The following is a 20,586-nucleotide window of genomic DNA, read 5'->3' as shown; positions in this document are numbered from 1 at the left end:
CGAAACGGGCGTCTCCTCCGAGCGCAGGCTATTCCCCGAGCGCCTGCCACGAGAGGCGCGGTTCACGCGCCGCCACGACCTGATCGATTCGCTTCGCCGTCGGGCGCTGTGGGGCCGCCGCGAGCGTCGCGTCGTCTTCCTCGGCGACGGCGTCGAACGCCGCCGCGAGCTGGTCGAGTGAGCGCTTGCTCTCGGCTTCGGTCGGTTCGGTCATCAGCGCCTCGTCGACGATCTCGGGCCACTTCGTCGTCGGCGGGTGGACACCGTAATCGAGCATCCGCTTCGCCGCGTCGGCGGCGTCCTGCGGCGCGGCGCTGGCGACGAACTCGTGGTGGAAGGGATCGAAGGGTACGTCGTACGCTATCTGCTCGGCGAGGTAGTTGGCGTTCAAGACGGCCTTCGCGCTCGCGTCGGCAAGACCCTCGTCGCCGAGGCGGGCGATGTACGCGAACGCCTTGACGAGGACCGGCCAGTTGCCATAGTACCCGTGGACCTTCCCGATGGAGTGTTCCGGTGTGTAGTGTTCGTAGCCGCCGGACACCTCCTTGACGTGTGGGTCCGGCAGGAATTCGGTCAACTCCTCGGTGACGCCGACCGGGCCAGCGCCCGGGCCACCGCCGCCATGGGGTGTGGCGAACGTCTTGTGGACGTTGTAGTGCATCACGTCGAAGCCCATGTCGCCGGGACGTGCACGGCCCAACAGCGCGTTCAAGTTCGCGCCGTCGTAGTACAACAGCCCGCCCGCGTCGTGGACGATGTCCGCGATCTCTTCGATGTCGCGCTCGAAGAGGCCCAACGTGTTCGGGTTCGTGAGCATCAGCGCCGCCGTCTCTTCGCCGACGGCGGCCGAGAGCGCGTCGATATCGACTCGGCCGTCGTCGTCGCTCGGGAGTTCGACGACATCGTACCCTGCCATCGCCGCAGTGGCGAAGTTCGTCCCGTGCGCCGAGTCGGGGATGACGACCTCCGAGCGCTCGTCGTCGTTGTGCCGGTGATAGGCCTTCGCGATCTGGATGCCGGTGAACTCCCCGGCCGCACCCGCCGGCGGTTGGAGCGTGACGGCGTCCATCCCACCGATGCGTCCCAGATAGTCCTGGAGCCGGTGACACAGCGCCAGCGTCCCCTGTATCGTGCTCTCCGGGCGGTCCGGGTGGATGGCGGCATCGTCGCGGGCCGCGATAGTCTCCGTGAACGAGGGGTTGTACTTCATCGTACAGGACCCAAGCGGGAACGGCCCGTTTTCGACGCCGTAGTTCATCTGCGAGAGCCGCGTGTAGTGGCGGGCGAGTTCGGGTTCGGCGGGGTCCGGCAGGGAGAGGGAATCGCGGGTCAGTTCGTCGGGCAACGGCGAGTCCTCGATTTCGACCTCGCGGTCGGCCTTCTCCGAGAGTAGCGGTTCGTAGCGCTCGTCGTCGTCCGTCCAGCGCGCTTGGTCGAATATCATCCGGCCACCTCCGCGACCGCCTCGATAAACGCTTCCTCGCTTTCGGCGGTCACCTCCGTCGCACACACCTGAATCAGGTGTTCGCCGACGGCGTGGACGGCGAAGCCCCGGGCCGCGAGGTCCTCGACGACCGCCCGCGCCGGTTGGTCGGTGTGGGCGACAAACTCCCGGAAGTGGTGGCCGCCGTGGACCGGTGCCTGTACCCCGACAACTTCGTCTAAGCGGGCCGCGAGGTCGCGGGGGCGGGTCACACACTCCTCGGCGAGGTCAACCAGTCCCTGCGGGCCGAGCCATGCGGCATGTATCGCCGTTCGCAGTGCGACCCACGCCTGATTCGTGCAGATGTTCGAAGTCGCCCGCTCCTTGCGGATATGCTGTTCGCGGGTCTGGAGCGTCAGCGTGTAGGCGCGTCGGCCATCGGCGTCTTCGCTCGCGCCGACGAGGCGACCGGGGATCTGCCGGAGGTACTCTTCGCGCGTGACGAACATGCCGAGGCCGAAGCCGAAGGCGGTGCCGGTGCCCAGCGACGCGGCGTCGCCGACTACCACGTCCGCACCCACGTCGACGGGCCGTTCCAGCAGCGCGAGCGCAACCGGGTCCGACCCCAGACAGAACAGCGCGTCGTTGTCCTCGGCAATCTCGCCCACCTCGCGGAGGCGCTCCGCGATAACGCCCCGGACCGTCGGCGTCTCGGCATACACCATCGCCACGTCCTCGTCGGCCGCTTCGGCGAGTGCGTCGACGCGGACCTGCCCGTCGTCCATCGGATACGATTCGACGGAGAGACCCGGTCCATCGGCGTAGTTCTCCAGCACCGCGCATTTGCCGTCGCGCAACTGCTCGGGAACCAGAATCCGGTCGCCCGAGACCGACCGAACTCGCTGGGAGAGCGTCGCCGCCTCGCCCAGCGCCGTCGCGTCGTCGTACATCGAGCAGTTGGCGATGTCGAGTCCCGTCAGCTCGACCAGCATCGACTGGAACTCGAACAGCGCCTGCAAGAAGCCCTGTGCGACCTCCGGTTGGTACTGAGTGTAGGAGGTCAGGAACTCCGACCGACTCGATAAGTCGTCGACCACGGCCGGCACGTAGTGCGTGTAGTGGCCGCGACCCAGAAACTCCGTCAAGTCGTCGTTTCGCTTCAGCAGGCGGGCAGCTTCTCGACGCGTCTCGCGCTCGCTACGCGACTCGATGCCGAAATTGCTGTCGAAGGCAACTGATTCGGGCACGTCGAACAGCGACTCGATGTCGTCTGCGCCGACCGCCGACAGCATCGCCGCGGTCTCCGACGGCGTCTGCGGTGCGTACGGACTGCCGGTCGTAGATTCGTCACTCTCACTCATTGTAGATAACGCCCATCCGCACGGTGGACATGATAGTATACCCTTCCTACGGGCGGTACATTAGCGTATTCCTTGACCGAACCCGCGCGAGGGAATCACACGCGGCCGGAGCGAAAACGGCAGCCTATGCGATCTGCTCGCCGTACGCCTCGGGCGAGAGCAAGTCGTCGAGTTCGTCCTCGTCCGCCAGCTCGACTTCGAGCATCCACCCGTCGCCGAAGGGGTCTTCGTTGACCAGTTCCGGTTCGTCGAACAGTTGCTCATTGACCGCCGTCACCGTGCCCGAAACGGGCGCGTAGATGTCCGAGACGGCCTTGATCGACTCCACGACGCCGAACTCCTCGTCCGCGGTCACTTCGTCGCCCTCCTCGGGGAGTTCGACGAAGACCACGTCGCCGAGCTCGTCCTGTGCGAAGTCGGTGATGCCGACGCGCGCGGTGCCGTCGTCGGGCCGTACCCATTCGTGTGACTCCAGATACCGCCGGTCCTCGGGAACGTCGAAGCTCATCTGTCGAGGAATGGGGGCGTCCTGGTACGTGCCTTCTTCGGTTCGCCGCGGACGACCACCCGCACCGAACGGTCGGGGTCGCTGTACTCGGCTGGGAGGTAGGCAAGCGCGATTGGTTCGCCAAGCGTTGGACTCATCGTGCCGCTGGTGACGTGTCCGAGCGGTTCGCCGTCAGGCGACTCCACTTCGTACCCGTGGCGCGGAATCCCGCGGTCGATCAGTTCGATGCCGACGAGCTTCTCGGCGACGCCCTCGGCTTCGACTTGCTCTAAGGCGTCGCGGCCGACGAACTCCGTATCGAGTTTGACCGTCCAGCCGATGCCCGCCTCGTAGGGGTTACGCGGTTCCTCCTCGGGGTCGAAATCCTGTCCGGAGAGGAGAAAGCCCATCTCCAGTCGAAGGGTATCACGCGCCCCCAGTCCACAGGGCTGGCACTCGATCTCGCCCCACACCGCCGTCGCTTCCTCGGACGGACAGAGTATCTCGAACCCGCGCTCGCCCGTGTACCCCGTGCGCGCGACGAGTGACGACACGCCGGCGACCGCCCCGCCGTCGATATCGAAGCGGTCCATCTCGCCGAGGTTCACGTTCGTCTGTTCGGCCAGCAGTTCCGGTGCGTCCGGTCCCTGTACGGCTATCATCGCGTACTCCGTTGTGCGGTTCGTCACCCTCGCGTCGAGACCCCACTCCTCGCAGTGGTCTTCCCACCGCTCGGTCATCTCCTCGTCGTGGCCTGCATTGGGGATGAAGAGGTAGTTGTCGGGTTCGGTCTCGGGGAGCCGGTAGACGACAGTGTCGTCAAGCACGATGCCGTCCTCGTCGGTGATCGCGCCGTACTGCGCTTCGCCGTAGTCCAGCGCGGTCACGTCGTTGGTCGTCAACCGCTGGGTGAGTGCCGCGGCGTCCGACCCGGAAACCGTTACCTGTCCCATGTGCGAGACGTCGAACTTCCCAGCAGACGACCGGACAGAGGCGTGTTCCTCGCGAATCGACGTGAATTCGACCGGCATCTCCCAGCCGCCGAAGTCCGTAAAGCGAGCGTCGGCCGCTTCGTGAGCCTCCGATAGCGGAGGCGACCGTAGTGTCATGGGCGTGAAATCGGCCCCAGTCACCTTACTACTTGGCCTCTGACGGCGTTCGGCGGCAACCACAGAACAACTGATAAACTGTATAACGCGATAGCAAATCCGATGCGCGACGATACTGGCCGGCTTTCTCCGGCGGATCTCTCGTGTGCGCGTCTTTCTATGCGCTCGGGCGGCTCTGCTGGTCGTAATCGAGATATCGAAGTCACGCTCTTTCCTGTCGAAGTTGTAGCTCGATAGCGAGAGCGGGTGGAAGCCAGTCGGTGGCGTAGCGTTGAGTCGGACTTCTCAACCTCCCTGTTCGGTCCGAGTATGGCCGGAGCCGTCACGGTGAACGTGAAGTACCTAGGTCGAACGGGGAGTCAGTAGGCTGAACAACGGACACTACTCGACCGCACGAAAAACACCGTAAAATGAATGTTTCTTAATTGATGCAGAGCGTGCGTATATCAGGTGCGCCTAATCAGCGGCTAGGGGTTTACTCGGCATAAGCCGCTACCCCTCTAACTCAATCCGCGTTTCGAACAAGTGATTCCCATCCGGTTCCACGACGGTGACGCGTGCCTTTCGGTCCTGTAGGAGCGGTTCGTCAAGGTCAATCCGCAAGGAGTAGTCGTATTTCGGACACGTGGTAGTTGTCGGTGTTCCCGGCTCACCGAACGTTATCAACTCAACGCTCGCGCTTGGGATGAGCGTCAGTTCCTCGAACGTGTACTGTTGTCCGTTCTCAAACAGCACCCCATAACCAGTCAGTTCAACTGGCGATTCGCCAACATTCTGAAGAGAAATCGTCTCTTCCCAGCGGTCAGCGTCGCCCTGAATCGAACCCGAGACCTCGTAGTTGATAACCAGTGTTTCTTCTGAGGGTTTGACTACCCGGTCTGTCTCATACGGGAGGCAACCGGATTGTTCGATGGTCACTGCTTCTGCTGAACTTCCCGAGCGGAATGGGAGCGTCTCGGAACAACCAGCGAACCCAGTGAGGGTAGTCCCAGAGAGGGCGAGGAGGGCGCGGCGCTTCACGCATTCAGTCACTCTATTGGTGAGCAAATATCTTGTGCTGAATCGAAAGAGCGCTTGACTCACGCTCTGTATGACCGCGTTCAGTTGGCGAGAGATAGTCGCAAAAAAAGTCTGCTATGCCGAGCAATCTAAGCGGGTATTTCTGACGTGCTTGCCTTCTGGATACTAGATTCGATATAGCGATTATCAGTTCATCACTCGAAAATCGAGGGCGGCAGGAAACGCCACAAATAAGCCCAACGGCCGGAGAGACGGCACATGAACCTATTTCGTCGGCTCCGAGACGGGGCGAGCGACGACGCGGAACGTGTGGGGTTGTACGTGGACGGGCCGAACGTGTTACGGTCAGAGTTCGACGTGGACTTAGAGGACGTGCGGACCATCGCCGAGTCGTACGGACCGCTCGCGGCAGCACGGCTCTATCTCGACGAGAACGCGTCGCCGGGCCTCATCCAGGCGGGCGAGGCCCGCGGCTTCGAAGTGATCACGACCAGCGGCGACGTGGACGTCCGTCTCGCCGTGGACGCGACGGAGGCGGTCGCATCCGGTCGTATCGACGTTCTCGTCGTGGCCTCGCGGGATACGGATTTCAAACCGGCACTGGAAGTCGCCGCCCGGAACGGCGTTCGCACCGTCGCGCTCGCCCCGGGGGAACACGGCCGCTCGGACGCCCTGCAGAACGCCGCACAGGACGCCCTCTCGCTGGACGCCGACGTGGAGTGAAGGCTGACTATCGGAGGAGAACGGTTTTGCCGGGGGCGCACTGAGGCCCGATATGGATATCGAGGAGACGCCAGTGCTCGACAATCACATGCATCTTGACCCGGTCAACGGCCGGAACGTCGAGGCTGTCGAGGAGTTCGCCGAACATGGCGGGACGCATCTGCTCGTCCTCAACAAGCCATCGTGGCACCTGACCGAGGCGGCCGCGGACGAAGCGACGTTCCGCGAGGTGTTCGACCTGACCGTCGGGGCTGTCGAGGACGCGACAGAGATACTTCCGGGCCGGGCGTGGCCCGTACTGGGCGTCCATCCGGCACTCGTCTCGCGTCTCGTCGAAGACGGCCACACGCCCGAGGAGGCACGCGACATCATGCAGACCGGACTCGACGTGGCCGCCGAGTATGTCACCGACGGCCCGGCCCTGGCCATCAAGTCTGGTCGCCCCCACTACGACGTCGACGAGGCAGTGTGGGAGGCCTCGAACGCGGTGATGTGCCACGGGTTCGAACTCGCGGCTGACGGCGACTTCGCTATCCAACTGCACACCGAGGGCGGCGAGGACTTCACGGAGGTCGCCCGCTGGGCCGAAGAACGGGGACTGGACCGAACACAGGTCGTCAAACATTACTCCGGCGGCCGGCTGGTGGGACCGACGAAATCTGTCTTGGCCGATACGGACGAGCTGGAGATCGCCATCGAGGAGGACGAGCCGTTCCTGATGGAGACGGACTACATCGACGACCCGGACCGTCCCGGCGCGGTGCTGGGGCCGAAGACGGTGCCGCGGCGCGTCCGCTGGTTGTTGGAGAATGGCCACGACGACGCAGTGCGAACCGCCCACGTCGCGACACCGAAGGACGTGTACGGCATCGACACCGAGGCGACGCTGACCGAGTAAGAGCGACGAAAAGACAGCGACGAGAAGCGATGGTGACCGTTATCCGAACTTGCCGGTGATGTAGTCTTCGACGCGTTGGCTATCGGGATTCTCGAAGATCTTGTCGGTGTTGTCGAACTCGACGAGTTCCCCGCCGGTGAGGAAGACGGCCGTCTTATCCGAGATACGGGCCGCCTGTTGCATGTTGTGTGTGACGATGACGACGGTGTACTCCTCTGAAAGTTCCTCGATGAGGTCCTCGATCTGTGAGGTGGCGATGGGGTCCAGTGCCGAGGCCGGTTCGTCCATCAGGACGACTTCGGGGTCGACGGCGATAGCTCGGGCGATACAGAGACGCTGTTGTTGCCCACCGGAGAGGTCGAGCGCGGACTCGTCGAGGCGGTCCTTGACCTCGTCCCACAGCGCGGCCTTCCGCAGGGACTTCTCGACGACTTCGTCCATGTTGTCGGTCTTGTCCTGCGTGCGCAGGCCGTACGCGACGTTGTCGTAGATACTCTTCGGGAAGGGGTTGGGATGCTGGAACACCATTCCGATTCGCCGCCGGAGCGCGACGGGGTCGACGTCCGGGTCGTAGACATTCTTACCTTTGAAGGTAAGTTCTCCCTCGACCCGAGCGATGTCGATGAGGTCGTTCATGCGGTTGATACATCGCAGGAACGTGGACTTCCCACAGCCCGACGGACCAATCATCGCCGTCACCTGGTTCTCCGGGATAGCGAGGTCGACATCCTGTAATGCCTGCGTCTCGCCGTAGTAGACGTCGAGGCCGCGGGATTCGATGATAGTCTTGCCCGAGGTGACCGAGCCGCGCTCGGCGTTCTCGTCGAGTCCGCCCCGTCCAGGGTCAGACGAGACGAGTGATTCCGTGGTCGGGTCGTCGTGCTCTGCGTCGGATTCGGTCGCCATGTCCTCTGTTGTCATTAGTGAGCCTCCTGTTGGTATTTGTTGCGCACGAGAATCGCCACGCTGTTCATCGTCAGCATGACGATGAGCAACGTCACGACGCCGGCCGCGAGAACGCCGTAGCGGAAGTCGTCGCCGGGTAGGAACGCCCACGCGTATATTTGGAGCGGCATCGCGGTGAACTGACTGAACAAGCCCGACGGCGGAGAGAACCTCGTGGACGCGACGCCGATCATGATGAGCGGCGCGGCCTCGCCGATGGCTCGGCCGAGCGCCAGAATCGTCCCAGTCAGGATACCCGGAATCGACCGAGGAAGGACGACGTTCCGAACGGTCTGCCAGCGCGTCGCCCCCATTCCATAAGACGCTTGCCGGAGCGAATCCGGCACGGACCGGATCGCCTCCTGTGCGGAGATGATGACAATCGGCAAGATGAGCAAAGAGAGGGTCAGCGCGGCGGTGAGTATCGTCCCGACGCCGAATCCGCCGTAGGAGACCGGGCCGAGTTGCGCGTCGAGGTTGACGAAGATACCCAGCCCCAACAGGCCGTAGACGACCGACGGGACGCCGGCGAGGTTCGAGATGTTGACTTTGACGATTCGGGTGGCGCTTCCGAGCAACCCGTTCGCCGGCGCGTACTCTTCGAGGTAGATCGCCGTTCCGACGCCGAAGACGAACGTGAACACGCTGACCAGCACGATGAGGAACACCGACCCGATGATAGCCGGATACAGGCCGGCTTCGGCGGCGTTCGTGAGACTCGGTCCGCTGGTGACGTACTGCCAGTCGAGCCACGGGGACGGTTCGGCCGCGCCGACGACATCGACGACGAGTTCGCCCAAGAGGAATCCGAGGACGATGATAGCCGGGAGCACGAACGCGGCCCACCGTTCACGCTGTCGAGCAGTGTTGGCGACGGCGAATCCGGCTGGTAAGCCGAACATGACGAGAGCCATGAACCACACTGACCGCGCTACCGCGGGTATCGTATCGATTATCGGGACGCCGACGATGGCAAGTACCGGGAGGCTGACCCCGACGCCGATGCTCTGTCGCGTACTGAGTTCGAGGCGTTCGTGGGCGAGATAAGCCGCCACGCCGGCCGCCGGCAGAATGAGCGAGAGGAAGTACACGCCGGGCGCACCCAGCATCGCCCCGAGTGAACTGAGGACGCCGAGCCCGGCCGTCCCGACGATCGGTCCGAGGACGACGGCGGCGAGTATTCCAAGACCGACCCACGTCGCCTCACGGTTGTACTGCCCGTAGACGAACATGCCGAGTGCCGGGCCGACGACGGTCAGGAAGTACGCGAACCAGATCGGCGGACTGGCGACGACAGAGAGGATGATGACCGTCGCGGCCGTGAGCATCACGCCGCCCAGCGTCGCGCTGAACAGTTCGAGCGCGCCGATAGCGACCTCCGGTCGCGTGCGTGCGTAGACGATGAACGCGAGCAACGGAACCAGCAGCGTCGCGGTGTAAGAGAGATACCACGTCGTTCCCGCGGTCTCCAACCCGAGCGCGTCCCAGAATACGTACGCGAGCAACACGCCGAGCGCGAGGATGCCGGCGACCGACGCGCCGAAAGAGAGGTACCTGAACGCGATGCCTTTCAGTCGGCTCACTTCGCCGAACTCCGTCTCCGTCGGTGTCTGTGTCGACATTATTCGTACTCCTCCCGGTAACGGCTCGCCACGAGGTCGCTCACGACGTTCATCACCAGCGTGATGGTGAACAGCGTCAGGCCGATGGCGAACAGGGCCTGATACGCGGTCGACCCGCCGGAGATGTCGCCGGTGGCGAGGTCGATCATCGCCACGGTCATCGTCGCTGAACTCTCGCTATACAGCGCGAGAAGGTCTCCCGGCGCGACGTAGGGAATCCCGAACGCGCTCTGGACGGCGGGGATATCCGGTGGCTGGGACCCCGCAGCCAGCACCACTGCCATCGTCTCGCCGATAGCCCGCGAGATAGCGAGGATGAACGACGACGCGATGCCCGAGATGGCGGCGGGAACGACGATGCGAAGCGAGACGTTGAACTTCGTCGCTCCCAGCCCGTAGCCGGCCTGCCGGAGTGAGTCCGGTACGGAGCTCATCGCGTCCTCGCTGATAGAGGACACCATCGGGATAATCATGATACCCACCACGATAGAGGCCGAGAGCCCGTTGAACAGGCCGAGGGTCGGGAACTGCGTCCCGAGAGTCCCGTTTAGCCAGCTGATGAAGACGTTCAACGCGGGCGTGATGTAGACGATGGCGAAGTAGCCGTAGACGACGGTGGGGACGCCGGCGAGCACTTCGAGCATCGGCTTGAGGACTGACCGTGTCCGCTTCGAAGCGTACTCGCTCAGGTAGATAGCCGTTAGGAGACCGATAGGTAACGCGATGACCGCGGCACCGACGGTGATGAGGAACGTCCCGAGGACCAGTGGGAGGACGCCGAAGACGCCTTCGCTCGCACTGAACACGGTCCCGGTCAGGAACTCCGATATGGGGACTCTCGAGAAGAACTCCGCGGCGTCGATGACGAGTACTGCGATGATGCTGACGGTGGTCAGGACGGACAACAGGGCACAGCCGGCCAGCGCGTATTTGTAGGTCGACTCCCGGACCGTTCTGAATCCCCGGTCCCCCGTCAGGTCCGGAGTCTGTCCCTCGTTGCTCATCGTGTTCGTTGAGTCATTTACGGTATCTCGGGAAAAAGTACCCGGATTGTGTCTATAGCGCTATTGAGTCTCAGTACGATACTATGAGTCGCTTACTGGGCGTCCTCGATGACGGCGTTGAGTTCGTCCAGCTGCTTCTGCATGGTCTCTTCCGTGTTCGGAACGTAGCCCACTTCCCCTGAGACGAGGTCGGTGTTGGCACTCTGTTTGACGAAGTAGCGAGCGAACTCGGCGATGTGGTCCTCCGCGAGCGCGCCCTTCTTCGGATAGGTGAATAGCGGCCGCGAGAGCGGTTTGTACTTGCCGGATTTGGCGGTTTCGAGCGATGGCTTGACACAGCCGTCGCCGTTGTCGATACCCAGCGCCTTGACGGCGTCTTTGTTGCCCTGATAGTACGCGAAGCCGAAGTAGCCGATAGCGGACTTGTCTTGCTGGACGCCCTGCAGGATGAGGTTGTCCTTTTCGGTGGCCTCGTAGTCGCTGGTGTGACTGGTCTCTTCGCCGAGGATGGTCTCTTTGAAGTAGTCGAAGGTCCCCGACGTATCGGCCGCCCCGAAGCGGTTGATGGGCTCGTCGGGCCACTCGCTGTTGATGTCGGACCACGTGCTGGCACCGTCGGCCTTCCAGATCTGCTTAAGTTGGGCCGGTGTCACGCAGTCGACCCAGTCGTTTTCCTTGTTAACGATAACCGTCACCGCGTCCGTGGCGACCTGTATCTCGTGGTACTCGATACCGTTTTCCTCACAGAGTTGTTTCTCCTCTTTCGATATCGGGCGCGATGCGTTGTTGAAATCGGAGTTGCCAACACAGAAGTGGTTGCTGAACCCGCCACCGGACCCCGTCGGACTCACGCTGATATCGACACCCGAGTGTTGCTTCTGGAATCGGTTGGCGATAGCCACAGAGAGGGGGTAGACCGTACTGCTCCCGGTGATCTTTATCTCTCCGGAGAGGTCCCCCGAGCTGCTGGTCCCGCTACTGCCGTTGCTGTTGCCACCGCTCCCGCCGCCGTTACTGTTACTGCTAGACGGACCTTCCGTACAACCAGCCAGTGCAAGTGCGCCGACCGTTCCTGTGCCGGCCAAGAAACTCCGACGCGAGACGCCGCGGTTCGGTGAATCTGACATCATCGAAGGGAAATGGAGATATAAATAAATACTCTACTATGAGGTGTATATCCTGCTCCATAAACTATATAGACAAAAGTTGAGAGACAGTCTCATGGGTCCAGATATGAGTTAGTTAAATATTCGCTCTCCCTGGAAAGAGACCCCATATTGGCCGTTTAGAGGACATTATTTGCCGAATCCGCTCTCGCTCTCGACATGGCTACCCGGCGTCGCCCACTATTGAACCGTACACGCCACATTTCGGCTTACGAGGGACACTAAACTCTATTCGTAGGGAAATATATAGATAGAGGTGGATTTATAACGAGGAAGGTGCGATATGGACTTACATGGAGACCCGCAAGGTCCAGGTGACAGGCGGTTCGACGTACACAGTCTCGCTCCCGAAGGACTGGGCGACCGAGAACGACGTCAGTGCAGGCAGCGTCGTGGAGTTTCATGCTGAGGAGGACCTGCTACTGCTCGCACCGAAGCGCGAGGACGACCGCGTCGAGGGGGCCCTCGACGTCAGCGGACTGGACAACAAACACGAGCTCACCCGTGCCGTGATGACGATGTACGTGAGCGGCTTCGACGTCATCAGGCTCGAAGCGCCCCGCATCACGGCCGAACAGCGCCGCATCATCCGGGACGCGACGCAGGGACTCGTCGGCCTGGAAGTCATCGAGGAGACCTCCGACCGCGTCGTCTTGCAGGACCTGCTCGACTCCTCGGAGCTGTCGGTTCACAACGCCATCACGCGGATGAGACTGGTCGCGCTCACCATGCTTTCCGACGCCGTCGAGGCGCTCATCGAGGACGACGACGACCTCGCTCAAGATATCATTCAGCGCGACGACGATGTCGACCGCCTCTGGTACATGGTCTCTCGGGTGTTCCGCACTGTCCTCCGGAACCCCACCGCCGCGAACGAAATCGGATTCCCCCGCGAGACCGTCTTCGACTACCAGTCGAGCGCCCGGCAGTTAGAGCGCATCGCGGACCACGCGACGAAGATCGCCGGTCTCTCCCGCGAGATCGGCGAGATCACCGGTGAGACGGCCGACCTCCTCAGAGAACTCGAATCGGAAGCGACGGCCATCCCCGAAACGGCGATGGACGCGCTTCTGACCGACGATTCAGAGGAGGCGGTCGAACTCGCAAACGAGGCACGCAGTGGCATCCCGCAGGTCGACGAGACGGCCCGCGACGTAGACAGCAAGGTCCGCGAACTGGATCCACAGAGCGCACAGATCCTCGGCCGCGTCGTGGACTCCCTGTCGCGGACGGCCGACTACGGCGGTAACATCGCCGAGAGCGCCCTCCAGCGGGCCGCTCCTCGACCTTAGTCGTAGTATCGACGCAGGGCGTCTCTCGTGCCCGTCTTCGTCTTCAGATATCGCCGGTCGCCATCCAATTCCTCGTAGTCCAGGACGTCGATGCCGGCCGCAGAGAGGGCAGGCCGGAGCATCTCACTGTAGCAGTCCGCTTGCGTTTCGAGCATTGGCCCGAGCGCGTCGTGGACGTCGTGCCACTGCTCGACGGGCGTCCGGCCGTCAGCCGTCTCCTCGAGGGTGGCTCGACAGCCGCGGACGTCACCGACCACATAGATGTCGTCCCACCGGTCGCTGTCGATACGTCTGTGCGCGGCGTCGATACTCGGATCGAGTGCCGGAACAGATACCATTGAAGAGTGGCCACGCAGGGCCGTTACCGTCGAATTTCGCGGTCTCGACTCAGGGCCTTTATAATAGCAGTATATAGCCGTCTGTACCACTCTGCTCGAACGTCGACCCGCCCGCCGCTCTCCTGCGTATTTATTATGGTCGATTGTGTATATTGCGGCGGCGTGCGGTCGGTTTGTCAGGACCTCCCCGTCAGTCGCCACCTGCACGTCACTTCGACGGCGGCTCGCACCAGCCGCTGTCACCCCCACGGGCTGTTCTCCGGCCGTTTCAAAAAGGATGGTAGCGTGCGAACAGCCCTATAGTAACACTTGAAACGAGTTACACACCGACCGCACCGCCGTCGTACGGTCGGGTGTGCAGTGAGTTTCAATGGCTACGATAGACGTGGCTATGTGGTACCACGCACCCTTCGAAATTTGCTAGGTAGGTCCACGAAAACGCCGCTATGAGGACGGTGGATGGCTACCGAGAACTAGTTACTCGACGAGGACGGCGTTGACCTGTCCGTCCTGACCGGGACGAGAGGTGACGCGGGCCGTCCCTTCGGACGTCTCGATGACCGCGCCCTTCGTGATGATATTTCGGCGAGCGTAGTTCGGGTTCGAGGGGTTCTCCTCGACCGTCTCGATGGTCGCTTCGTGGGTCTCCGCGCCGTCAGCGACGCTTGCGACGTTGGTGGTGACCGCACGGACCTTCTGGGTGTTGCCCCGCGAGTCGACGACCTTCAGCTTCTGGTCGCCGACCTGCGTCTCGGTAGACTCCCGGCCGAGTTGCTGCTTTTTCTTCTTGTGGTTCGGGCGTCGTCGACCGCCTGTCCGCTTGCGAGGGGAGCGTCCCTGGTCTTTCATATCCGTTTCATGACCCAGCGGCTACTTGAACCGTTCGATGCCCGACGAATAGTGGGAACGGGGTCGGCGCAACGCGAACGACCACCGCGGCGAAACTGCATTGTGTCTACTGGTCGTGTGGAGAAACGATGAACTCGTCAACGGTTTCGGCAACACTGCCCGAACAGACGGTGGACCGCCTGGCCGAGAGTGTCACTACCGTCGAGGAGCGAGAAGCACTAGCTGTCCGGAGTCCGTTCACCGACGCCGTTCTCGGGACGGTCCCGGCGTGCCGACCGGCCGACGTGACCGCGGCCGTCGAACGGGCGCGGGCGGCCCAATCGGAGTGGACCGACCGGCCACTCGAAGAGCGGGCGTCGGTACTACAGGCCGTCGCGGACGAGATACTCTCGAATCGCGAGGAGTTACTCGATATCGTCCAACTGGAGGCGGGGAAGTCCCGCCTCGACGCCCACGTCGAAGCGCTGGACGTGGTGTTGACTGCCGACTACTACGCCCGAGAGGGACCGGACTACCTCCGCTCGACCCAGAAGAGTAGCGGGTTCCCTCTGGTGACGAAAACCGTCGAGCATCGCGACCCCGTTGGCGTCGTCGGCCTCATCGAGCCGTGGAACTACCCCCTGACGCTAGCCATCTCGGATATGCTACCGGCCTTGCTAGCCGGCAACGCCGCGGTACTCAAACCCGCCGAGGCGACGCCGTTCACCGCGCTTCGAGCGGTCGAGTTGCTCGTCGAGGCTGGCGTCCCCGAGGACCTCGTGCAGGTCGTCACCGGCGACGGAGAGACCGTGGGCGAACCACTCGTCGCCTCGGTGGACTACCTCACGTTCACCGGAAGCACGGAGACGGGTCGAACCGTCGCGTCGCTGGCCGGCGAGCACCTGATAGACGCCTCGATGGAACTGGGCGGGAAGAACTCGGCTATCGTTCTCCCCGATGCAGACCTCTCGACGACGGTTCGCGGGCTGGTCCACGGGAGCTTCGCTAACGCCGGACAGTTGTGTATCTCCTTCGAACGAATATTTGTCCACGAAGACGTCTACGACGACTTCCTCGCCCGTTTCGTCGCGGCGACGGAAGCGTTAGAACTGGGCGCGGCGCTCGATTTCGGTCCCGACGTGGGGTCGCTCATCGCCGACCACCAGCTAGAGACAGTCGAATCCCACGTCGCCGACGCCCGCGAGCGCGGTGCGACCGTCGAGACGGGCGGACAGCGCCGCGAGGACGTCGGGCCGCTGTTCTACGAACCGACCGTCCTCACCGACCTGCCCGAGGACGCGACCGCTGCCTGCGAGGAGACGTTCGGTCCCGTCGTCTCGGTGACCCCCGTCGCCGACGCCGACGAGGCCGTCGCGCGCGCGAACGACACCGACTACGGCCTCCACGGCAGCGTCTGGACGACGGATACCGAACAGGGCGAAGCCGTCGCCCGGCGCATCGACGCCGGGTCCGTCTCGGTCAACGACGCCTACCTCGGGATGTGGGCCTCGACGGACGCGCCGATGGGCGGCGTCGGCGACTCGGGTATCGGCCGGCGACACGGCCGCGAGGGGATTCAGAAGTACACCGAATCCCAGACGGTAGCGACGCAGCGACTGCATCCACTGGTACCGGCGAACCTCCTTCCCAATCGACTGGCCGCTCGCGGGGCGAGTCTGAGCGTGCGCGCGCTCCGGCGACTTCGCGGGCTCTCGTCGTTCCGATGACGCGGTTTCTCACCGGCTTTCCGGGCTTCCTCGGCGCGGCGCTCGTCTCCCGATTGCTCGCACGGAGCGATGAGCCCGTCACCTGTCTCGTCCAACCGGCGTATCGCGAACTGGCTGAGCGACGCGCCGACGAACTGACCGCCGAGGCGGGCGTGGCGCGCGACCGCATCACACTCGCTGAGGGAGACATTACCGACCCGAACCTCGGACTGGCCGACTACGACGCGATTCACCGAGAGACGGCGGTCGTCTACCACCTCGCGGCTCTCTACGACCTCGGGGCCGAGCGCGGACCCGCCGAGCGAGTCAACGTCGACGGGACCGAACACGCCCGCGACCTCCCGCAACTCGGTGTCGACGCGATGGCGTAGTGATGGCGTAGTGATAGCGTAGCGGCGTCACCCCATCCGCTCGGTGATGGCGTCGTCCAGCGCTCCCAGTCCCACTCTCGTCGCGTCGACGATCGGCGCGTCAACGTCGCGTTCGGTGAACCCCGTCCCGGTCGTAATCAGCACCACGTCCTCGAAACCTTCGAAGGCACCATTCTCGGCGAGACGACGTGCACCGGCGAGCGCTGTGGCAGACGCGCTCTCGACGAACAGACCCGCCTCGGCCGAGAGCGCCTGTCGCGCGTCGAGGATAGCGTCGTCGTCCACGGCGAGAACGCCGCCGCCGGTCGCTCGCGCCGCCGCCAGCACCCGGTCGCCGCTGGGCGGGTCGGCGTTGGCGATAGAGTACGCCACCGTCTCGCCGCCGTCGACGGGCGTCACCGTCCGGTCGTCCCGCTCCCACGCCTCGGCGATGGGCGCGCAGGCCGCCGTCTGTACGAAGTAGAGGTGCGGGATCTCGGTCACGAGGCCGGCGTCGCGAAGCTCTCGGAACGCCTTCCAGACAGCGCTCCCGTGGCCGCCGCTGGAGACTGGCAGGACGATGGCATCCGGCAGCTGCGGCGCGAACGCCTCCGCGATTTCCAGCGCCGTCGTCTTCTGGCCGGCGACCCGCAGCGGCGTGTCCGAATTGACGAATGCGACCCGCTGTTCGCGTCCAATATGGAGCGACTCGTCGTAGAGTCGGCCGTAGTCCCCCTCGACGCGGAGAATCGTCGGGTCGTAGCGCGCGATGAGCGCCAACCGCTCGGCGGGGACGTCGGCCGGGACGAGCACCAGACAGTCCAGTCCCGCGCTGGCGGCGTGGGCGGCCATCGACCGCGCCATGTTGCCGTGCGAGACGGTGCCGACCGTCTCGTAGCCCGCGTCGACGGCGGCTGCGACCCCGACTGAACTCCCCCGGTCCTTGAACGTCCCCGTCGGGTTCGACCCCTCGTATTTCACGTGGACTCGCGCGCCGATACCGTCGTCCAGTCGCGGCGCGCGAACGAGCGGCGTCCCGCCCGCACCGGCGGCCAATCCGGTCGGCACCACGTCGGGCAACAGGTCGCGGTAGCGCCACAGCGACCGCTCCCCGCTCTCGGGCCACGCGAACCCGGTGGGCTCGGTCGCCACCCAGTACGGTTCGCCGCAGTCACAACGCGTGCCGGCCGAGAGGGTCGTCGTGTTCCCGCAAGCGTAGCAAATCAGCGGAACGTCCATGCCGAGAGCTATGGGCGGGGGGTGGTAAGGTGTTCACTCTAGCGTCAGTTCAGCGCCACAGCAGTCCGACCGATACCGCTCGCGTTCGCGGACCAGTTTACAGTCGCGGTAACGGCGAGCGACCAGTTCGCCGCAGGCGTCACAGGCGAGGACGTACTTCGCGTCGGCGAAGGCGGGGCAGTGAACCTCGGTCTCCAGTTCGGCCGCTCGCTCGCGGAACGTCGGGCCGTGGTCGGTCGTCCCGTCGCGCTGGTACTGCTCGACGTGGACGAGTTCGTGCCGAAGCGTCGCCGCCCACTCCGCGCGGTCGAACGCTTCGAAGGCTTCGCGGGTCAGCGACAGCGTACAGGGCAGCGGTCGGCCGTCGGCTCGCTCGATTTGCTCCCAATCGTAGGGCGTCCCGACGGCGGCGTCGGGCAGTTTCGGCCGCTTGACCGCGGCGGCCCGGCGCTTGGCTCGGTTGGACACCTCCCAGTCGACGAGGTCGAAGCGGACCGAGACGGCCCACTCACGACGCACGTCCCGACAGTAAGCCCGCGACCACGCGACGATATCCGCGTCGGCCGAGACATCCTCGTAGGCGACGGTGTCCATCAGAGTCCCGTCGGGCAGTCGATGAACGTCGTCTCCACCCCCCACTCCTCCAGCAGGGACCCGACCGACTGGATGCCGAACGTCTCGGTGGCGTAGTGGCCCGCCAGCACGACGTTGATACCCGCCTCACGGGCCTCGTGGTAGACCTGCTGTTTCCCCTCGCCGGTGACCAAAACGTCGGCGTCGGACTCGTCGGCCTCCCCGACCCAGTCGGCGCCGCTCCCGGTGACGATGGCCACGTCATCGACGCTCTCGGGTCCGAAATCGAGCGTCCGGACCGCTCGCCCGCCGGTGTCGAGCGACGATTCGAGCGTCCCGGTGAGGTCCGAGAGCGGCGTCGACTCGGGAAGCGTGCCACGCTGGCCGATGTGTTCGCTCCCGATGGCACCGAACGGTTCGCGGTCGTCGAGGCCGAGGCGGTCGGCCACCCCGGCGGCGTTGCCGAGCGTCTGGTGGCCGTCGAGCGGGAGGTGCGCGACGTAGAGGGCGAGGCCGTCCTCGATGAGCGGTGCGACCCGGTCGTAGGTCGTCCCCGTAACGCGTTCGACGCTCCCCCAGACGATACCGTGGTGAGTCAAAAGGAGGTCCGCACCGGCGTCGCTGGCGCGGTCGATTGTCTCTGCGGCCGCGTCGACGGCGAGGGCGACGCGGTCGACGTTGCGGTCGGCCGGGCCGACCTGGAGCCCGTTGGGACTCGCGTCAACGTCGGCGTAGGCGTCGACGGCGAGTTCCGCGTCGAGTCTGGTGGCGAGTTCGCCTGCGTGCATGCCCCGTCGTTTCACCGCCGGTGTGGTATGTCTTACTCCGCGGAGACGAACTGCCCGTCTGCCTCGCCAATGAGGCCGCGTTCGACCGCGGCGTCGATTATCGCGTCGAACTCCCCGGGTTCGATGTCGTAGGCGTTGACCGCCACCTCGCGTATCTCCGCTTTCTCGACCGGGAGCTGACGGTTCTGGACGAGGCGCATCACCTTGTTGTACTCCAGTCGCGTCAGCGACGCGCCATCGTTGTCGCCCTCGTCGGACCCCGCACGCTCGGCGTCGTCGCCTGTCTGCGCGTTGGCTCCGGACGGTGAATCGCCGGTCGCGGGTGGCGTCTCCGCGGCGGTCGGTTCAGCCGAATCGGCCGCCTCGCCCTCAGCGGCCCGCGACTCGGCGATCGGATGGCGGCGCTCTGAGTCTGTCGAGTCCGTCGCCTCGCTCCCCGGCCCCAACAGCGAGCCGTCCTCGGCCGTCTCGACGCCCGTCGCTCCCGTCGCATCTTCGAGGAGGACATCACCGCGTTCGGTATCGCCGACTTCGGTGGCCTCATCCGTCGCCATTGGGTCGGCGTCGGCCGCCGACTGTGTGTCTCGGTCGCCGCTCGCGTCGTGTGTGTCGCGTGCGTCGGTCGTACTGGCCGCGCCGGGCTGTCCCTCCGTCGCGGCGACGACTTCCTCCAGTATCGTCCCGAGTTTCCGACGGCAGGTCTGACAGAGGACGACCGTCTGCTGTTCGGCGTCGGGCGACCGGAGCCGTTTCGGCACAACTGGATACTCGGCGAGGGAGGCGTCTAGGACACCGCCACAGAAGTAACACGAAGAGAGTCGATCCATACGCCCGCTTGTGCGCTCATCGCTAATAAAAGGGGGCACGGTCGGTGAAAGCAGCGCGGCCGGGTATCAACGCTCGGTCAGTCACCGGCACAGCCGAGTTCCATCGCGTCCGCTCGAACGTCGTGGGGGACCGTCACCGCGACCTGGTCGCCGTAGTCGCGGAACTGCGTGGTCAGCGTCGCCGTGGCCGTCTCACCGTCGCCGCTTACGCGCACCGTTATCCGGCTCCGAACCGGGAGGTTCGTCGTCTCGTTTAGCCAGACATCGACGGTCACGTGGTCGACGTTCGAGGAACCGAACAACGGTCGGTTCCCCGCGCCGTCGTCCGATTCTTCGAGCGCCGATGGCGAAGGGTGGCCCGAGAGATGGACCGTCCGCCGGCCGTCGACAGTCTCGGTCCCGTTGTCGTAGAGGTCACCCGTCGAGAGCACGGAGAGTTGTCGGCCCAGCGGCGTGAACTCAGACCAGTTGCGCTCGGCCGATAGCTCTTCTTTGCCCCAGAACGGACCGCCTGGTCGACACTGCTTGAATGCGGTCCGATTATCGACGTAGCTTCCGGCGACGCTGCCGTCTATGGTTATATTGGCAGCCTGCTGGCGAGTCGTCACATTGACCCGACCGGATCCGGAGCCGTCGATTCGCTCGCCGCCAGCGGTCGTCGAGACGCCGATCGCGACATCATAGCGGTACGACTCGACTGTGTCAGCGCGTTCGCGGGCGGCGTCGAGCCGTTCGACGGCCCGTTCTTCTCGGACTGGTTCGTCGCCGAAGACCGAACAGCCGGCGAGGACGAGCGACAGAGCGAGCACTACGTGGAGGGCGGGGCGGCGCATCGAACAGATGTATCGCCGCCGACAGAAAGAATC

General features: G+C 64.3%; 21 protein-coding genes. 5 read left to right on the top strand and 16 right to left on the bottom strand.

Going from position 1 to position 20,586, the window contains the following annotated elements; genetic code table 11:
* Positions 1 to 28 precede the first annotated feature (28 nt).
* The 5 genes from gcvPB to E4S61_RS13505 form a co-directional block, all read right to left on the bottom strand.
* Complete coding sequence (gcvPB, locus tag E4S61_RS13525; RefSeq protein ID WP_135304458.1) at positions 29 to 1,444, bottom strand: aminomethyl-transferring glycine dehydrogenase subunit GcvPB; 1,416 nt, start codon at positions 1,442 to 1,444, stop codon at positions 29 to 31.
* On the bottom strand, positions 1,441 to 2,784 hold the full coding sequence (gene gcvPA / locus E4S61_RS13520; RefSeq protein ID WP_135304457.1) for an aminomethyl-transferring glycine dehydrogenase subunit GcvPA: 1,344 nt from the start codon (positions 2,782 to 2,784) through the stop codon (positions 1,441 to 1,443). Before gcvPA ends, gcvPB begins: the two co-directional genes overlap by 4 nt.
* Before the next feature lie 124 nt (positions 2,785 to 2,908).
* A complete protein-coding gene (gene gcvH, locus E4S61_RS13515; RefSeq protein ID WP_135304456.1) occupies positions 2,909 to 3,292 on the bottom strand; it encodes a glycine cleavage system protein GcvH in 384 nt (127 codons plus the stop codon).
* A complete protein-coding gene (gcvT, locus tag E4S61_RS13510) occupies positions 3,289 to 4,380 on the bottom strand; it encodes a glycine cleavage system aminomethyltransferase GcvT (protein ID WP_135304455.1) in 1,092 nt (363 codons plus the stop codon). The genes gcvH and gcvT overlap by 4 nt, the downstream gene beginning before the upstream one ends.
* Before the next feature lie 492 nt (positions 4,381 to 4,872).
* A complete protein-coding gene (locus E4S61_RS13505) occupies positions 4,873 to 5,298 on the bottom strand; it encodes a hypothetical protein (protein ID WP_135304454.1) in 426 nt (141 codons plus the stop codon).
* 360 nt (positions 5,299 to 5,658) lie between these two features.
* Here E4S61_RS13505 and E4S61_RS13500 point away from each other — a divergent pair, with 360 nt between their 5' ends.
* Together E4S61_RS13500 and E4S61_RS13495 are read left to right on the top strand one after the other, a co-directional pair.
* Entirely contained in the window at positions 5,659 to 6,123 is a 465-nt protein-coding gene (locus E4S61_RS13500) for an NYN domain-containing protein (RefSeq protein WP_135304453.1), read from the top strand.
* 52 nt (positions 6,124 to 6,175) lie between these two features.
* The gene (locus E4S61_RS13495) at positions 6,176 to 7,021 is read left to right on the top strand and encodes a TatD family hydrolase (RefSeq protein WP_135304452.1); all 846 of its coding nucleotides are present in this window, start codon (positions 6,176 to 6,178) and stop codon (positions 7,019 to 7,021) included.
* 39 nt (positions 7,022 to 7,060) lie between these two features.
* On the opposite strand, the gene pstB is transcribed toward E4S61_RS13495, so the two are convergent.
* From pstB to E4S61_RS13475, 4 genes are all read right to left on the bottom strand, one after another.
* Positions 7,061 to 7,942 (bottom strand): phosphate ABC transporter ATP-binding protein PstB, encoded by an 882-nt coding sequence (pstB, locus tag E4S61_RS13490; RefSeq protein WP_135304451.1) that lies wholly within the window; start codon positions 7,940 to 7,942, stop codon positions 7,061 to 7,063.
* The gene (pstA, locus tag E4S61_RS13485) at positions 7,942 to 9,588 is read right to left on the bottom strand and encodes a phosphate ABC transporter permease PstA (RefSeq protein ID WP_135304450.1); all 1,647 of its coding nucleotides are present in this window, start codon (positions 9,586 to 9,588) and stop codon (positions 7,942 to 7,944) included. Before pstA ends, pstB begins: the two co-directional genes overlap by 1 nt.
* Positions 9,588 to 10,592, bottom strand: a complete 1,005-nt coding sequence (pstC, locus tag E4S61_RS13480) for a phosphate ABC transporter permease subunit PstC (RefSeq protein WP_135304449.1) — start codon at positions 10,590 to 10,592, stop codon at positions 9,588 to 9,590. The genes pstA and pstC overlap by 1 nt, the downstream gene beginning before the upstream one ends.
* 92 nt (positions 10,593 to 10,684) lie before the next feature.
* Positions 10,685 to 11,719, bottom strand: a complete 1,035-nt coding sequence (locus E4S61_RS13475; RefSeq protein ID WP_209309485.1) for a phosphate ABC transporter substrate-binding protein PstS family protein — start codon at positions 11,717 to 11,719, stop codon at positions 10,685 to 10,687.
* A 332-nt stretch (positions 11,720 to 12,051) separates the two neighbouring features.
* On the opposite strand from E4S61_RS13475, the gene E4S61_RS13470 reads away from it, so the two are divergent.
* Positions 12,052 to 13,050, top strand: a complete 999-nt coding sequence (locus tag E4S61_RS13470) for a phosphate signaling complex PhoU family protein (RefSeq protein WP_135304447.1) — start codon at positions 12,052 to 12,054, stop codon at positions 13,048 to 13,050.
* On the opposite strand, the gene E4S61_RS25860 is transcribed toward E4S61_RS13470, so the two are convergent.
* A complete protein-coding gene (locus E4S61_RS25860; protein ID WP_209309484.1) occupies positions 13,047 to 13,388 on the bottom strand; it encodes a hypothetical protein in 342 nt (113 codons plus the stop codon). The two genes, E4S61_RS13470 and E4S61_RS25860, sit on opposite strands and share 4 nt — an antisense overlap.
* A gap of 477 nt (positions 13,389 to 13,865) precedes the next feature.
* Positions 13,866 to 14,237, bottom strand: a complete 372-nt coding sequence (locus tag E4S61_RS13460) for a 30S ribosomal protein S8e (protein ID WP_135304446.1) — start codon at positions 14,235 to 14,237, stop codon at positions 13,866 to 13,868.
* 128 nt (positions 14,238 to 14,365) lie between these two features.
* Between E4S61_RS13460 and E4S61_RS13455 the strand changes: the two genes are divergently transcribed.
* Both E4S61_RS13455 and E4S61_RS13450 read left to right on the top strand, forming a co-directional pair.
* Positions 14,366 to 15,943 (top strand): succinic semialdehyde dehydrogenase, encoded by a 1,578-nt coding sequence (locus tag E4S61_RS13455; protein ID WP_135304445.1) that lies wholly within the window; start codon positions 14,366 to 14,368, stop codon positions 15,941 to 15,943.
* Positions 15,940 to 16,314: an SDR family oxidoreductase gene (locus tag E4S61_RS13450; RefSeq protein ID WP_135304444.1), complete on the top strand. Its 375-nt coding sequence runs from the start codon at positions 15,940 to 15,942 to the stop codon at positions 16,312 to 16,314. Before E4S61_RS13455 ends, E4S61_RS13450 begins: the two co-directional genes overlap by 4 nt.
* A gap of 27 nt (positions 16,315 to 16,341) precedes the next feature.
* Here the strand turns inward: E4S61_RS13450 and thrC are convergent, their stop codons facing one another.
* From thrC to E4S61_RS13425, 5 genes are all read right to left on the bottom strand, one after another.
* Positions 16,342 to 17,532 (bottom strand): threonine synthase, encoded by a 1,191-nt coding sequence (gene thrC / locus E4S61_RS13445; RefSeq protein WP_135304443.1) that lies wholly within the window; start codon positions 17,530 to 17,532, stop codon positions 16,342 to 16,344.
* Between the two features lie 33 nt (positions 17,533 to 17,565).
* On the bottom strand, positions 17,566 to 18,126 hold the full coding sequence (locus E4S61_RS13440; RefSeq protein WP_135304442.1) for a transcription elongation protein SprT: 561 nt from the start codon (positions 18,124 to 18,126) through the stop codon (positions 17,566 to 17,568).
* Positions 18,126 to 18,893 (bottom strand): Nif3-like dinuclear metal center hexameric protein, encoded by a 768-nt coding sequence (locus E4S61_RS13435; protein ID WP_135304441.1) that lies wholly within the window; start codon positions 18,891 to 18,893, stop codon positions 18,126 to 18,128. Before E4S61_RS13435 ends, E4S61_RS13440 begins: the two co-directional genes overlap by 1 nt.
* Before the next feature lie 32 nt (positions 18,894 to 18,925).
* Positions 18,926 to 19,720, bottom strand: coding sequence for a hypothetical protein (locus E4S61_RS13430; protein ID WP_135304440.1), 795 nt, complete (start codon positions 19,718 to 19,720; stop codon positions 18,926 to 18,928).
* A gap of 77 nt (positions 19,721 to 19,797) precedes the next feature.
* Positions 19,798 to 20,553 (bottom strand): LolA-like protein, encoded by a 756-nt coding sequence (locus E4S61_RS13425; protein WP_135304439.1) that lies wholly within the window; start codon positions 20,551 to 20,553, stop codon positions 19,798 to 19,800.
* Positions 20,554 to 20,586: the final 33 nt, after the last annotated feature.

This window comes from Haloarcula amylovorans (assembly GCF_004681185.1).
Lineage (GTDB): Archaea > Halobacteriota > Halobacteria > Halobacteriales > Haloarculaceae > Haloarcula > Haloarcula amylovorans.
This window is presented reverse-complemented; position numbering and strand designations above follow the sequence as displayed.

Excerpts from the sequence above, each read along its gene's own strand:
- gcvPB (WP_135304458.1), bottom strand. The coding sequence starts at position 1,444 with ATGATATTCGACCAAGCGCGCTGGACGGACGACGACGAGCGCTACGAA.
- gcvPA (WP_135304457.1), bottom strand. The coding sequence starts at position 2,784 with ATGAGTGAGAGTGACGAATCTACGACCGGCAGTCCGTACGCACCGCAG.
- gcvH (WP_135304456.1), bottom strand. The coding sequence starts at position 3,292 with ATGAGCTTCGACGTTCCCGAGGACCGGCGGTATCTGGAGTCACACGAA.
- gcvT (WP_135304455.1), bottom strand. The coding sequence starts at position 4,380 with ATGACACTACGGTCGCCTCCGCTATCGGAGGCTCACGAAGCGGCCGAC.
- E4S61_RS13500 (WP_135304453.1), top strand. The coding sequence starts at position 5,659 with ATGAACCTATTTCGTCGGCTCCGAGACGGGGCGAGCGACGACGCGGAA.
- E4S61_RS13495 (WP_135304452.1), top strand. The coding sequence starts at position 6,176 with ATGGATATCGAGGAGACGCCAGTGCTCGACAATCACATGCATCTTGAC.
- pstB (WP_135304451.1), bottom strand. The coding sequence starts at position 7,942 with ATGACAACAGAGGACATGGCGACCGAATCCGACGCAGAGCACGACGAC.
- pstA (WP_135304450.1), bottom strand. The coding sequence starts at position 9,588 with ATGTCGACACAGACACCGACGGAGACGGAGTTCGGCGAAGTGAGCCGA.
- pstC (WP_135304449.1), bottom strand. The coding sequence starts at position 10,592 with ATGAGCAACGAGGGACAGACTCCGGACCTGACGGGGGACCGGGGATTC.
- E4S61_RS13475 (WP_209309485.1), bottom strand. The coding sequence starts at position 11,719 with ATGTCAGATTCACCGAACCGCGGCGTCTCGCGTCGGAGTTTCTTGGCC.
- E4S61_RS13470 (WP_135304447.1), top strand. The coding sequence starts at position 12,052 with ATGGAGACCCGCAAGGTCCAGGTGACAGGCGGTTCGACGTACACAGTC.
- E4S61_RS25860 (WP_209309484.1), bottom strand. The coding sequence starts at position 13,388 with ATGGTATCTGTTCCGGCACTCGATCCGAGTATCGACGCCGCGCACAGA.
- E4S61_RS13460 (WP_135304446.1), bottom strand. The coding sequence starts at position 14,237 with ATGAAAGACCAGGGACGCTCCCCTCGCAAGCGGACAGGCGGTCGACGA.
- E4S61_RS13455 (WP_135304445.1), top strand. The coding sequence starts at position 14,366 with ATGAACTCGTCAACGGTTTCGGCAACACTGCCCGAACAGACGGTGGAC.
- E4S61_RS13450 (WP_135304444.1), top strand. The coding sequence starts at position 15,940 with ATGACGCGGTTTCTCACCGGCTTTCCGGGCTTCCTCGGCGCGGCGCTC.
- thrC (WP_135304443.1), bottom strand. The coding sequence starts at position 17,532 with ATGGACGTTCCGCTGATTTGCTACGCTTGCGGGAACACGACGACCCTC.
- E4S61_RS13440 (WP_135304442.1), bottom strand. The coding sequence starts at position 18,126 with ATGGACACCGTCGCCTACGAGGATGTCTCGGCCGACGCGGATATCGTC.
- E4S61_RS13435 (WP_135304441.1), bottom strand. The coding sequence starts at position 18,893 with ATGCACGCAGGCGAACTCGCCACCAGACTCGACGCGGAACTCGCCGTC.
- E4S61_RS13430 (WP_135304440.1), bottom strand. The coding sequence starts at position 19,720 with ATGGATCGACTCTCTTCGTGTTACTTCTGTGGCGGTGTCCTAGACGCC.
- E4S61_RS13425 (WP_135304439.1), bottom strand. The coding sequence starts at position 20,553 with ATGCGCCGCCCCGCCCTCCACGTAGTGCTCGCTCTGTCGCTCGTCCTC.